At 63.3% G+C, this 13,089-nt stretch carries 12 protein-coding genes; 7 read left to right on the plus strand and 5 right to left on the minus strand.

All coding sequences use genetic code 11. The annotated features are described in order from the left end of the window. Window positions 1-33: 33 nt before the first annotated feature. The 6 genes from AAF358_22115 to AAF358_22140 all read left to right on the plus strand — a co-directional run bounded on the left by AAF358_22115 (window position 34) and on the right by AAF358_22140 (window position 7,039). The gene (locus tag AAF358_22115) at window positions 34-1,005 is read left to right on the plus strand and encodes a MoxR family ATPase (protein MEM7708265.1); all 972 of its coding nucleotides are present in this window, start codon (window positions 34-36) and stop codon (window positions 1,003-1,005) included. Then, a complete protein-coding gene (locus AAF358_22120; protein ID MEM7708266.1) occupies window positions 1,005-1,979 on the plus strand; it encodes a DUF58 domain-containing protein in 975 nt (324 codons plus the stop codon). Before AAF358_22115 ends, AAF358_22120 begins: the two co-directional genes overlap by 1 nt. Continuing rightward, entirely contained in the window at window positions 1,946-4,006 is a 2,061-nt protein-coding gene (locus tag AAF358_22125; protein MEM7708267.1) for a DUF3488 and transglutaminase-like domain-containing protein, read from the plus strand. Before AAF358_22120 ends, AAF358_22125 begins: the two co-directional genes overlap by 34 nt. 174 nt (window positions 4,007-4,180) lie before the next feature. After that, window positions 4,181-4,804: a transcriptional repressor LexA gene (gene lexA, locus AAF358_22130; GenBank protein MEM7708268.1), complete on the plus strand. Its 624-nt coding sequence runs from the start codon at window positions 4,181-4,183 to the stop codon at window positions 4,802-4,804. A gap of 164 nt (window positions 4,805-4,968) precedes the next feature. Then, entirely contained in the window at window positions 4,969-5,592 is a 624-nt protein-coding gene (imuA, locus tag AAF358_22135; GenBank protein ID MEM7708269.1) for a translesion DNA synthesis-associated protein ImuA, read from the plus strand. 4 nt (window positions 5,593-5,596) lie between these two features. After that, window positions 5,597-7,039 (plus strand): DNA polymerase Y family protein, encoded by a 1,443-nt coding sequence (locus tag AAF358_22140; GenBank protein MEM7708270.1) that lies wholly within the window; start codon window positions 5,597-5,599, stop codon window positions 7,037-7,039. A 42-nt stretch (window positions 7,040-7,081) separates the two neighbouring features. Here AAF358_22140 and AAF358_22145 read toward each other — a convergent pair whose 3' ends face one another. From AAF358_22145 to AAF358_22165, 5 genes are all read right to left on the minus strand, one after another. After that, window positions 7,082-7,774, minus strand: a complete 693-nt coding sequence (locus AAF358_22145; GenBank protein MEM7708271.1) for a hypothetical protein — start codon at window positions 7,772-7,774, stop codon at window positions 7,082-7,084. 299 nt (window positions 7,775-8,073) lie between these two features. Beyond that, complete coding sequence (locus AAF358_22150; protein ID MEM7708272.1) at window positions 8,074-9,591, minus strand: BCCT family transporter; 1,518 nt, start codon at window positions 9,589-9,591, stop codon at window positions 8,074-8,076. Continuing rightward, the gene (locus AAF358_22155) at window positions 9,588-10,211 is read right to left on the minus strand and encodes a DJ-1/PfpI family protein (protein ID MEM7708273.1); all 624 of its coding nucleotides are present in this window, start codon (window positions 10,209-10,211) and stop codon (window positions 9,588-9,590) included. The genes AAF358_22150 and AAF358_22155 overlap by 4 nt, the downstream gene beginning before the upstream one ends. After that, window positions 10,208-10,717, minus strand: coding sequence for a YqiA/YcfP family alpha/beta fold hydrolase (locus AAF358_22160; GenBank protein MEM7708274.1), 510 nt, complete (start codon window positions 10,715-10,717; stop codon window positions 10,208-10,210). The genes AAF358_22155 and AAF358_22160 overlap by 4 nt, the downstream gene beginning before the upstream one ends. After that, entirely contained in the window at window positions 10,714-11,751 is a 1,038-nt protein-coding gene (locus AAF358_22165) for a rhodanese-related sulfurtransferase (GenBank protein MEM7708275.1), read from the minus strand. The genes AAF358_22160 and AAF358_22165 overlap by 4 nt, the downstream gene beginning before the upstream one ends. Before the next feature lie 78 nt (window positions 11,752-11,829). Between AAF358_22165 and AAF358_22170 the strand changes: the two genes are divergently transcribed. Then, complete coding sequence (locus tag AAF358_22170; GenBank protein ID MEM7708276.1) at window positions 11,830-12,435, plus strand: N-acetylmuramoyl-L-alanine amidase; 606 nt, start codon at window positions 11,830-11,832, stop codon at window positions 12,433-12,435. The last annotated feature ends 654 nt before the right edge of the window (window positions 12,436-13,089 follow it).

Here is a 13,089-nt window from a genome sequence, read left to right on the forward strand (position 1 = left end):
CCACGAAACTCATGTCAGCAAGGAGGAAACGGCATGCCTGAACAGGTTCAAGAATCCAGCGGCTCGGCCCGCGTCGTCAGCCTGACCCAGTCGCACGGCGAACTGGCGACCGCCCTCGACCAGGTCGGCGCCATTGTGGTCGGCAAAGAACCGGTGATCAAGCTGGCGTTTACCTGCTTGATCGCCAACGGCCATCTCCTGCTGGAAGATGTACCCGGCATGGGCAAAACGACGCTGGCGCAGGCGCTCGCCGCTTCCACCGGCCTCGACTATCAGCGCATTCAGTTCACCAGCGACATGCTGCCGGCGGATATTCTCGGCATTACGGTTTATAGCCGCGAGCGTGAAGCCTTCGACTTTCACCCTGGGCCGATCTTTTCGCAGCTGGTCCTGGCGGACGAAATCAATCGCGCCACGCCCAAAACTCAAAGCGCACTACTTGAGGCCATGGCGGAACGCCAGGTTACGATCGAGGGGGAAACCCGCGATCTGCCGGCGCCGTTTTTTGTCATCGCCACCCAAAACCCGGTGGACCTGGCGGGCACCTTCGCCCTCCCCGATTCGCAGCTCGATCGATTTCTGATGCGGCTCCATATGGGCTACCCAGCCCCCGAGGCGGAGCGTCGACTCCTGGAGGAAAAGGATCGCCAGCTGCTGCTGCGAGATGCCCAGGTGTGCCTGCCGCTAAAAGACCTCCAGATACTGCAGAAGCAGGCCAAGGAGATTCACAGCTCGCCGGCATTGCTGGACTATCTGCAGGCGCTGGTCGGCGCCACCCGAGCGTTTCCCGGGGTGCAAACCGGCCTGTCGCCGCGGGGCGCGCTGGCGATCCTCGCGTCCGCGCGGGCCTGGGCGCTGCTGGAGCAGCGTGATCATCTGATTCCCGAAGACGTCCAGGCGGTTTTTGTGGCGGTCGCCGCGCATCGCCTGAGGCTGGGCGCGGAGGCTTCCGCGGACCAGGAGGCGCTGGCGCAGCAGGTGCTCGTGCAGGTGCCTATTCCCTGATGTCTGCTGCCGACAGCAAAAGGCGCCGCGATTTTTTCGACGTTGTTTACCGGTTTATGCAGAAGTTCGGAGGGCGACCCGCCGAACAAAAGCTGCCGTGGGAAATCAATCGGCGCCAGATTTACATCGTGCCGACCCGCTTCGGGCTGTTTTTTGGTCTGGTGCTGCTGGTGCTGCTGCTCGGTGCGCTGAACTACAACAACAACATGGCGCTGCTGTTTACGTTCCTGCTGTCGGCCCTCGGGCTCCTGACACCGCTATACACGGTTCGAAACCTGTCGGGCATGGAGGTGCTAAAAGTTCACGCGGCACCGGTGTTCGCCGGCGAAACGGCCGAGTTTGTGGTCACCGTCATGAACCCGAGCAGCACCCCGAGACCCATGATCTGGGCCCGCGCTGACGAGGAAGCCACCTTTAACCAGGTTGCCCCACAGGGGCGAGCGGACCTGGGCATCACCGCGCCGGCTCCCGAGCGCGGCTGGCTCGACATGCCTCGCTCCCGGCTCTACACCACCTTTCCCGTCGGCCTGTTCTACGCCTGGACCTACCTGAACCCCAGGGCTCGCTGCCTTGTCTACCCGGCCTTGGAGGTCGACGCACCAGAGCTGCCGTTGGGCAGCAATCGCGGCACCGGACAACCCGAACGCAGCGGCGACGAGGAGTGGTCGGGCTTGCGCGACTACCAGGCCGGCGACCCCTCCCGCAGCATCGCCTGGAAGGTGGTCGCCCGTTCCAACCAAATGGTCACGAAAACCTTTAGCGACCACCGCAGCGAGCAGCTGCATCTAGACTTCAACGAGCTCCACGGCCTCAGCACCGAGCAGCGCCTGTCCCGGCTGGCGCGCTGGATTGTGGTAGCGGAAGCCCAGCAGCTCGCCTATGAACTCATCCTGCCTGGCCAGCGGCTGGGCCCTGATCGTGGCGCCAGCCACCGACACCAATGTCTGCGAGCTTTGGCCGAGTATCCCGCTTAAGGCCGGCGCCCGATTGGCTCACCTTCTGCTGGCTGGTGGGCTCGATGGCGCTGGCGGTGCTGCCGCATCTGCCGCGGCTGCCGCTGTGGATGCCGCTGCTGTTTTTGCTGGCAGTCATGGAGCGTGCATCACACTTCCGCTGGAAGCGCCGCCCCCTGCCAAGCTGGCTCAGGCTGGTCCTGACGCTGCTGTGCATCGCCGGGGTGTGGAGCAGCTATGGCACGATTCTCGGTCGTCAGGCCGGCGTGGCCCTGCTGTGCACCATGCTGGCGCTGAAGCTGTCGGAGACTTTTCGCAGCCGCGATGTGTTCCTGCTGATCTCGCTGGCCTACTTTATTGTCATCACGCAGTTTCTGTTTGATCAGTCGATCTATCTGGCGGTCTATCTGCTGGCCGTTGCGGTCATCATCACCGCCACGCTGATTGTGAACGAAGCGCAGCCGGCCCGGGATGTGCGCACACCCGTTCGAGACTGGCACGGCGCACCCGACGTGCTGCGGCGCGCCGGCTGGATGCTCCTGCAGGGTCTACCGCTCATGCTCGCGCTGTTTGCGCTGTTCCCCCGCCTGGGGACACCGCTCTGGGGTGTGCCGGAAGATGCGCTGTACGGCAAGACGGGCATTTCCGACCACATGGAGCCTGGCAGTATCCGGGACCTGTTTATCGACGATTCGCCGGCGTTTCGGGTGGACTTTGCCGGGGACGCGAGGCCTAGCCAGGGGCGTCTTTACTGGCGCGGCCCGGTGCTGTGGCACTTCGACGGCGCCGCCTGGTGCCGCGAAGCGCCCTGTATCCAGGATGATGGCAAAGATCCCCAGCCCCGCCGCATCGGCAAGATTCTGGGTGAAGTCGATCAGCCGCTTCGCTACTCGGTCACGCTGGAACCGACGCAGCAGCTGTGGCTGTTTGCGCTGGACACCCCGGTCAGCCCGCCACGCGGCTTTATGGGGCTGGAGGTGGACTACACGCTGCATCGAACCCGGCCGGTCACGCGCACTTTTCAGTACGACATGACCAGCGATACGGGCTACCAAAAGAATACCCGCACCGACGGCAGGCTAACGGACCGGGGACTGCAGCTGCCCGACGATCGCAACCCGCGGACCCGCGCGCTGGCCGAGGATCTAAGAGCGCAATTCGGAGAAGACAGCCGCGCGCTGGTGACCCACGTGCTGCAGACTTTTCGGCAGGAAAACTACCGCTACTCCTTTACGCCGCCGCCGCTGGGCTTTCATACCGTCGACGATTTTCTTTTCGAAACCCGAGAAGGTTACTGCGAGTACTACTCGTCTGCCTTTACGTTCCTGATGCGCGCCGCGGGTATCCCGGCCCGGGTCGTGACCGGCTATCAGGGGGGCGAATACATGGGCGACCCGGAGTACCTCCTGGTTCGCCAATCGGACGCACACGCCTGGTCCGAGGTTTGGCTGGAGGGTGAAGGCTGGGTGCGGGTAGATCCGACCGCCGCGGTGGCGCCCGAGCGAGTGGATCGCGGCGCGCTGGCGGCGCTGGCCGGGCAGCGGCGTGGCGTCTGGGACTATCCCTGGGTGCGGGAGCTACGCAATCAGCTCGACACCGTGCATAGGGTGTGGACCGACTGGGTGCTGAAGTTTGATCAAGCGAGACAGAAAGCGCTGCTGCAGCCGGTGGGTATCGACGAGCTGTCCAGCAGCACGGCCATCCTGCTGCTGACCGGGATCATCATCACGGTGACAACCGTGGTTATGTGGCTGCTGCTTCGGGTGCAATGGATCGGCGGGCTCGACCCCGCTTCGCGCGCTTACGCCCGCTTCTGCCGCAAGCTGTCGCGTCGTGGGGTCCCGCGCTCCGCTGCGGAAGGGCCGGAAGATTTTGCGGAACGGGCGGCCGCGGTTTACGGGGAAGTTGCCGAAGATATCCGTCGGATTACGCGCCTTTATATCCAGCAGCGCTACACCCGAGCGGGCGACGATGCGGGCCTCACCCTGCTGCGGCGCGCCGTGCGCAGTTTCCGCGTTCGCGGTCGCCGGAGCAGCTCCGCCGCCTGAGATTCCCAGGCCTGGTATCGGGCCAAGTTTCGAGCCCAAGTTTCGAGCATTGGTTTTTTGTGTAGACCGCTGCTGGGGCGGACGCTGAGCGCCGTTGCCGGGCAGCGATGAGAGTGTCGGGCCAGAAGAAGAGAAGTTTTTGCGTTGCCAGCTGGGATACTGTATAAATAAACAGTGGCTCAGAAACTGACAAAACGCCAGCAGGAGATCCTGGACTTTATCGCTGCCGTTCAGCAGCGTAAAGGCTATCCGCCGACCCGAGCGGAAATTGCCCGGCATTTTGGTTTCAAATCGCCCAACGCTGCTGAAGCCCATCTCCGGGCGCTGGAAAGAAAGAATGTTATCCAGCTCAAAAGCGGCGTATCGCGAGGCATCCAGCTGGCGGAGATGCAGTCCAGCCTGACCAGCAGCGGGCTCAAGCTGCCGCTGGTGGGCCGGGTCGCCGCCGGTCAGCCCGTGCTGGCGGCCCAGAATATCGAGCAACACTTTGCTGTTGATCCTCAGCTGTTTCGTCCCTCGCCGGACTATCTGCTGCGGGTCCAAGGGTTGAGCATGCGCGACGCCGGCATCCTCGACGGCGACCTGCTGGCCGTACACCGCACACCGGAGGCCAGCAACGGCCAGATTGTGGTGGCCCGGATTGACGACGAGGTAACGGTCAAACGCTTTTATCGGCGTGGCCTGAAGGTTGTCCTGAAAGCGGAAAACCCGGACTTTGATCCCATCGAAATTGATCTACGCAAACACGAGCTGGCTATTGAGGGCCTGAGTGTTGGCGTGATTCGCGCTACTTCCTGAGCGCACCGCGAAGCTGACGTTGACGATGGTGGCCCGCCAGAACCCTCTGCCCTCCGCAGTTCGGGCCGCGAACCCACCCAGACCCAGATACAGACCCAGCAGGCGAGCTCATAATCCGGCTCGCTGCACCTCCTTTAGAAAGAAGCCAAGGACGGCGCCAGCTCATGGCTAAGAACACCGCCGAGGAGCTGGCGGCGCTTAAAAAAAAACTCCGCAGCTTGACCCGCCCCGGCGGACACCCCCGCCGCAGCCTGCCCTGTCAGCACCCCCGGCTGGCTGAGCAGCTCCCCCAGGGCTGGCCCCGGGGAGAGCTGACCGAGATTCTCGCGCCCTGCCTTGGCATCGGCGAATTCAGCCTGCTGGCGCCTTCGCTGGCCGCCTTGACCCAAAACAACGAATGGCTGGCGCTGGTCAATCCACCCTACTCCCTGCAGGCCGCTGCGCTGAACCGGTGGCGCTGGAAGCTGCAGCAGGTGCTGGTGATCCAGTGTGCCGGCGAAAACGACACGCTCTGGGCCATGGAGCAGTGTCTGCGGGCCGGCGTTTGTGGCGCCGTCATCGGCTGGGTGGCGCAGCCCAGCGATCGCCAGCTGCGTCGCCTGCAGCTGGCCGCAGAACACGGCGCCAGTGCCGGCATCCTGTTTCGACCGCTGAATACCCGTCAACAGCGTTCACCCGCCGCGCTGCGGCTTTGCCTGCAGCCGCTGGGGCGACGGCGCCTGCGCAGCACGGTGATCAAGCAGCGGGGCAGCCGCGGGCAGCCTCAATGCACGCTGACCGCCCCCTGAGATCATGACGGATGGCAACCCAGGCCTGTGGCTGTGTATCCATCTGAAGCAGCTGGCGCTGGACGCCGTGCTGCGCAGCCTGCCCCCCGAGGAGCTCGTTCACCAGCATGACCTGATTGCGGTGGTCGATCAGCGCGGCAGCCAGCGCTGGATCTGTGGCTTCCCGGCCATGCTCGCGGAAAAAGGCATCCATCAGGGTCAGGCGCTGGCCGCCGCTTACGCCCTGCTGCCGCAGCTCCGCGCCCTCCCCCGACAGCTGCCAGCCGAGCGCCAAAGCCTGCTGCAGGTGGCTAGCTGGGCCTGCCAGCTGAGCAGCCGGGTCTGCCTGCAGGCGCCCGACATGGTGCTGCTGGAACTCAGCGGCAGCCTGCGGCTGCTCGGCGAAGACTGGCGGCAGGTGATCAAGCAGGGCGTGCGGGAAACCGGCTTCGCCGCGGGCCTGGCCGCCGCCCCAACCCCTGTGGCCAGCCGGATACTGGCCCGGGCCGGGAGCTACCGGCTGGTCCAGAGCCTCGACCCGATGCCGGGCGTCCTGCGGCGGTTACCCCTCCCCTACCTGGAGCTCACCGACGACGTCCAGTCCGGGCTGGCAAGCCTGGGGGTCAGCGAGCTGGGTGAACTGCTGGCCATGCCACGCGACGGGCTACTGCGGCGTTACGGGCAGCCGCTCCTGGACCACCTGGATCAGATTCAGGGCAGAGCGGCGGAGCGTTTAACCGCCTACCAGCCACCGCAGCAGTTTGAATCGACACTGGAACTCGCCAGCGAAGTACACGACGCGGGCGCGCTGGTGTTTGCGCTGCGCCGACTGCTGTCCGAGCTGGAGACTTTTCTGCGTGCCCGCGACCAGGCGCTGGCCGCCTTTGAGCTGGGGCTTCAGCACAGTCACGGTGAAACCCGCTGGCTATCGTTTGGTCTACTGGAGCTTGAGCGAGATGCCCAGCGGCTGCTGTCGCTGAGCCAGGAGCGGCTCCATCAGCTTCAGCTAAAAGCCCCGGTGCGCCAGCTCACGCTGCGCGTCCCTAAGCTTTTTGATCACGCGCCGGCAGCCAGCGATCTCTTTGATCAGACCCAACCCCTCAACGAATTGTCCCGGCTGCTCGAGCGGCTTCGAAGCCGGCTGGGGGAGGAGTCCGTTCATGGCCTGAGCCAGTGGGCCGATTACCGACCCGAAAAAGCCAGCCGACCCTGGCCGGTCAACGAAGCCGGCGCTGCTGGCATCTGCCCCCTGAACGCACGACCGGTGTGGATCTTGGAGCAGCCGCAGCCCCTGACGGGCTGCCCGGGCGAAATCCTGGAGGGGCCTGAACGGATCGAATCGGGATGGTGGGACGGCGCGGATATCCGGCGCGATTACTATGTGGTGGAACAGCGTCTGGGGCAGCAGCTCTGGGTCTATCAGGACTGCCGCTCCAAAGCCTGGTTCAAGCACGGGCTGTTTAGCTAATCGCCCAGGCCGGCACTCTCCAATAACGCGACGACCGATCAATCAGTTGGTGTCAGCCGCGACGTCCTCTTCCAGCACCTTGAAGTCTTTCAGCTCCACTTCGCCCATGTTCTGGCGGAAAGTCACCAGATAATCTTCGAGCACCCCAAAATACTCGGGGCCGGAGAGCTCCCAGTTATAGCCGGTGGCATCGGTCACCTGTACCCGGAGCGCGCCGACCTTGCCCAACCTCGATCCGGTAACCTCCCGCTTCTGCCGGCGAACCCAAAGCTCTCGCCGTTCCAGCGCCTGGAGGTCCCCAAACTCTTCGTTGAGCTCTTCATAGTAGCTGTTGGCCAGCGCCTGCTCGTCTTCCCGCAGGGCACCCAGCACCTCGTCGCGGGCGCTCACGATCCGCCCATCACCATGGGTCGAGGCAAGCTTCAGCCAGGCGTAGGCTCGCGCCCAGTCCTGCTCGACCCCCAGACCTTTGATGTACATGAGGGCCACGTTCTTCTGAGCCTGCTTGTTGCCGTAGCGTGCCGCCTTCTTAAATTTCTGCATCGCGTCGCGCTCGAAGCCGTCCTGCAAAGATCGCGCAGCGCGGATCAGGTCTGCCTGATCGGGCGTGGCAAAGATCGGCGGCCGGGCCTCAGCGAGGGGCAGCAGGAGCAAGCCCAGCACCAGCATCAGCAGATGGGTCAAAGGAACGCCGAACCGACGGTCAGCAGCAATAGGTGTGTTTTGAGAGGTCATATCCCTGTATCCCCGTTTACTCGATCCAAGGGTTTTGGCTGGCGGTCTGCAGCCCCAGGGGGCTGGCCGAGAAGTATGCCTGCGGGCGCTACGGTGGGGTTCGTGCACGAACTCTTATGGCATCGTGGTCGGCGGGAGGCGCCGAGCATGATTGGATAGGCGCGCGATGACATTTAGAACAACAGCCTCACAACTCCAACTGTACTTGGTTTTCTTCAGCCTACCAAACCGCGGCAGGAAGTAAGGTGCACATATGCACGAAAACTGACGTAGATCATACACGAAGCCTCAATTGAGGCTCAGTCGCGGGCGCTCGACCGCCCAAACATGAGCGTCCGGACGAGGGCAACCATCTGCAGCGCCAGCACCAGCGCAAACGGGATCGCGCCGGCGATTGCCACCTGTTTGTTGATGTCCACGTCTCCACGAACCACCAACGCCGCGGCAACCAACAGCATGAGTACGCCCCAGACCCCTCGCAGCCCCGGCAGGAGCTGGCTGCCTAATCGGTTCATCACCCACGCGGCTGAGTCGGCGCTGGTGACCAGAAAAATCAGCAGCAGCAGCAGGCTTCCCCAGGCCAGCAGGCCACCGCCCGGCAGCTTCTCGTACCAAAGGAACAGAGGGGCGGTGTAGTGTGTGGCCAGTCCCGCGGTCAGCTCACCGGGATCAGCAAGCTCGGCGACCAGCCCCCCGGCCCCGAAAGCGCCGAACCAGACAAAAGACACCAGCACCGGCACCATCGTCACGCCAACCAGATAGCCGGCCACCGTTCGGCCACGGCTGATACCGGCCAAAAACAGCCCGACAAAGGGGGTCCAGGCGATCCACCAAAGCAGATACACAACCGTCCAGCCCTCAGCCCAGCTCGTGTCACCGTCAGCCGAGATCAGCCTGATCGACCATGCGGGCAGCTCGAGCAGGTAGGTCACGATACTCCCCAGCCACAGGGAACCCGCGCTCGACCAGTCGATGACCACCCACAGCCAGCAAAGCAGCACCACCGCCAGCCCCATATTGAGCATGCTCAACAGCCGAATGCCTCGGCGCAGCCCGCTGGCTGCGGAGAGCAGCGACACGATGCCGAGCACCGCCAGCAGCAGCCATCCCGGCAGGGCGAGGACGCCCTGCGCTGACAGCCCCACCTGCATCAGGTCGACCCCATTCGCCAACGAGCCGGCTACGCCGAAAAGCACCGCCACCAGCGCGATCAGGTCAAAGCTTCCGCCAGCCATTTGCGCCGCCGCGCCCTCCCGCGATGACCCCGTCAACCCCTGCAGCAGGTTGAGGCCCGCGCTGGTTTTATCGTTCTCGTCTGGGCCGGCGGCGGCCAGCCAGGCAAAAGCCAGCCCGGCAACGGCGTAAACCGCCCACGCGTGAAAACCCCAGTGCAGGTAGGTGAGCGCCAGCGCACGACCGGCGTCAGCACTGCCATTACTATCGCCAGGCACCGGCGGCGACTGGAAGTGGCTGAGCGGCTCCGCCAGGCCCCAGAACACCAGACCGGAGCCCATGCCCGCCGCAAACAGCATGGAGAGCCATGCCGGCAAGCTGAACTCGGGCCCGGAGCCGTTGGCGGGAAGACGACGGCGACCCCAGGGGCCCACCATCAGGACCAGAGACAGCAATAGCGCGGCGCTGCACAGCCAGAGCACTCCGGTACCGGCGCGGCTGACAACGCGCTGGGTCATGTTCGCAATTGCGTCCGCGACCTGGGTTGGATAGGCAAGCAGCAGAAAACCCACGGCAACGATCGATAGCACCGTGAGGGCCGCGAGCACCGGCTGCAGCGATGCTCCCCGGGAATCGCTGGTCATGATGGTGGCGCGGGTTGAACCGAGGGATCTACCGCATCGGTCGGAGGATATTCCACGTAAGCACTCACGCGGGCCGCCAGCTCATCACCCAGCTGGTCGCGCACCACGGCGAGGGCCAGATCCAAACCCGCACTGACCCCGGCGGAGGTCAGCACTCGCCCCGATCGAACCAGCCGCGCTCCGGTTACCACGTCGCAGGCAGGCGCCAGCTGCCTCAGCTCGTCCAGGTACTGCTGGTGGGTTGTGGCCCGAATACCCTGCAGGAAACCGGCGGCACCAAGCGCAAAGGCGCCCGTACAAACGGACATCAAAATGTCAGCCTGCTCACCGCGCTCGATCAACCAGTTCATCTGCGCAGGGGTTTTCATCACCTGGCGAACGCCGACACCACCGGGGATCAGCAGGCCGTGCAGCACCGGTGCCTCGTCAGCGGTCAAGTCAGCCCGGAACGTCAGTCCGTGGGCCGAGCGCACCTCCCGATCGCCCAGTGAAACGGTGAGGACCCGCCAGGGAGCCTCGCCTGCCAGCTCCGTGGCGGCGCTGAAGACCTCCAGCGGCCCCGCAAAATCAAGGAGCTCAACACCGTCGAAAACCGCAATGGCCAGCACCGGCAGCGTCATGACTGTTTCAGCCGCTCGAGGAAGTGGCCAAACAACAGCTCCAGGTTGGCGCGGCTGTTTTCCAGCCGGTGGCCGTCGTTGAGGATATGGAGCGGAGCCTGATGCGCCTCGGCCCAACGCTGAACCCGTTCAAGCGGGACCACATCGTCATGCCAGGCATGTACTACCTCGATGACCGGTACCTCGACCGAATAGTCCAGCGTCTCGTAGCCGGGCCAGTGAACCGCTGGCACCATGAGAAACAGACCGCTGATCGACAGGCGCTGCGATGCCAACACCGACACGACCCCACCCATACTCGAGCCGCTCAAGACACAGCGCTTTGGTTTAGCCTCCTGCACCGCCGCCACCAGCTGATCGATTCGAGCCGCCGGGTCATCGTCGCCATAGTCCGGCGCCAGCACCTGCCAGCCGGCGGCTTCGGCCAGCGGCTTCAGCCACTGAATCTTGCGCGCCAGCGGTGAGCTGTCCAGGCCGTGGGACATCACCAGCAAAGAGTCGCTCAAGCGTCGTTCTCCGGCGAGCAGCTTGCCGCCTGGCTGGTGTCGGCATTTTCGCCCATCGCTGCCCCCAGATGACGCTCGCCGCGCTGCTCGGCCAGCGACATCTGGCGGGCTCGTTCCAGCAGACTTTCTCGCCGCCTGGCGTCCACCCGGTCGTAGCAATAGGGACAGGAAACATGTTCCTCATAGCGGGGATCTTGCAGCTGCTCAGGCGTCAACGGCATACGGCAATTGAAGCACTGGGTGTGCCCCCCGGCCGCCAGGTTGTGGTCCACCGTCACCCGATCGTCAAAGACAAAACACTCGCCTTGCCAGCTGCTGCTGTCGCGGGGCGTTTGCTCGAGATAGTTGAGAATGCCACCCCGCAGGTGAAACACCTCATCGAAACCCTGCGCCTTGAGATAGGCCGTGGCTTTTTCGCAGCGAATCCCGCCGGTGCAGAACATGGCGACGCGGGACTGCTTGCCCGAATCGAGATTCGCATCAACCCAGGCGGGAAAATCGCGAAAGGAGCCGGTCTCAGGGGCCTGCGCGCCGGCGAAGGTGCCTAGACACGTCTCGTAGTCGTTGCGCGTATCAATCACCGTCACCGTGGGGTCAGCGATCAGCGCGTCCCACTGTTCAGGTTCGACGTACTCCCCGCGCTGATCGAGGTCCAGCCCTGGTTGGCCCATGGAGACAATCTCGTTCTTCAGCCGCACCTTCATTCGGTGAAACGGCGCGGTGTCTGCGCGGGTATTGCGCCGAATCAGGTCGTCAAAGCCGGCCTTGCTCAGAGTGCTGAACACTTCCCTCAGGGCATCAGGATTGCCGGCGATGGTCCCATTGACCCCCTCCCCGGCAACCAGGATGGTCCCGACCAGCGTTGGCGTGCTGGCGTCCACACCGGCGGCCTGCTGCGACAACCGGGCAGTGACCCCCTTCAGGTTTTCCACCAGGCTCTCGGGATCGGGAACGGCCCGGAACTGATAGAACGCGGCAACGTGCCAGACAGTATCGCTGACGGTGTCCTGGGTGACGTCGGTAACGGCGGCCATGAGGTACAGAGGAACAATCGAGGAGCGCAAATATTACCACGGCCGGCCAGCATCGCCGGGCCGCGGTATGATCATCTGATGGACCGTATCCGCAAACGCTGGTTGCCCTACATCGACGGCCTGGAGGCCCGGGAAACTGCTGAGATCACGCTGCTCGTGGTGCACTGCACCGAGCTACCCGATCTGGCGACGGCTCGCCAGTTTGCCGAACGAATTCACTATCCGAAATCCGGCACGGGCAACGCCGGCCACTTTTATATCGATCGGGACGGGGCCGTGACCCAGTACGTTCCCCTTGATCGGGTCGCTCACCACGTGGTCGGGCTCAACCGACATTCGATTGGCGTGGAGCTGGTCAACCTCGGACGCTACCCGAACTGGCTACATAGCCAGCAGCAAAAGATGAATGAGCCCTACCCGCGCCCGCAGGTTGATGCGCTGGCGGCTCTGATTCGCTGGCTCGAGGATGAGGTTCCCACACTCAAACAGATTGCGGGCCATGAAGATCTCGACCGACGGCTGGTCAGTGCCAGCGACCAACCGCAGCGACAGGTGCATCGAAAGCGCGATCCCGGTCCGCTGTTTCCGTGGCTGGAGCTGCTAAGTGCCATCGGGCTTCAGCGATTGAATCCCGACGACACCGGCGACGAGGCGGCAACACCGGAGACGGAAACCCGCTTGTAGTCCCCCCGAGAGGGACCCTCTTGGTCAGTCAGCTAGCTGCGGAACAGCGATTGCGGACAATCCATACCGGCAGCAGTTATTGCTCCCACTAGGGCCATTTCGGCTTATTTGCCCGATATCGGCGGTCAGACTGAAACGGCATAACCGTTCAACATCGCCACAAAGACTATGAAATAGCAAACTAGACCGATTAAAGACGCTATCAAATAGTACTTTGCATGAGAGTCACGTTTGAGTCGTTTCTGGAGGCCCGTTACCAGCAGACGTGTTGTCGGCAATAGTGCAGCAATCAACCAGAAAAAGCTGACGATATACAGCAAAAAAGCCAACCGGAAAGGAGTTCCAAGAAATCCCAAAAAGTATCCTGCTGTTGCGGCAATACATGACGATGGCCAGAACAACACTGGTATACGCAGGTAGGAGGATAGATCCGGCGGCGAGTTCACTCAGCAGAAAATCTAACGACTAGGCTCAGCCGCGGGCGCGGCCGAGCAGCCGCAGCCTTTTGTCAGCTGCCGAACTCATGAATAACCTCAATTTTTCCAACGATGTTTTGATTCAGCTCTTCCAATCGCTCCGCCGGCACCCACCACTCCGTGTGCTCTGATCCACCCACCTTTTCGATCGGAAATTGGTTCATAAATTCAGATCTGA

The organism is Pseudomonadota bacterium, assembly GCA_039033415.1.
Taxonomy (GTDB): Bacteria; Pseudomonadota; Gammaproteobacteria; order Xanthomonadales; family SZUA-38; genus JANQOZ01.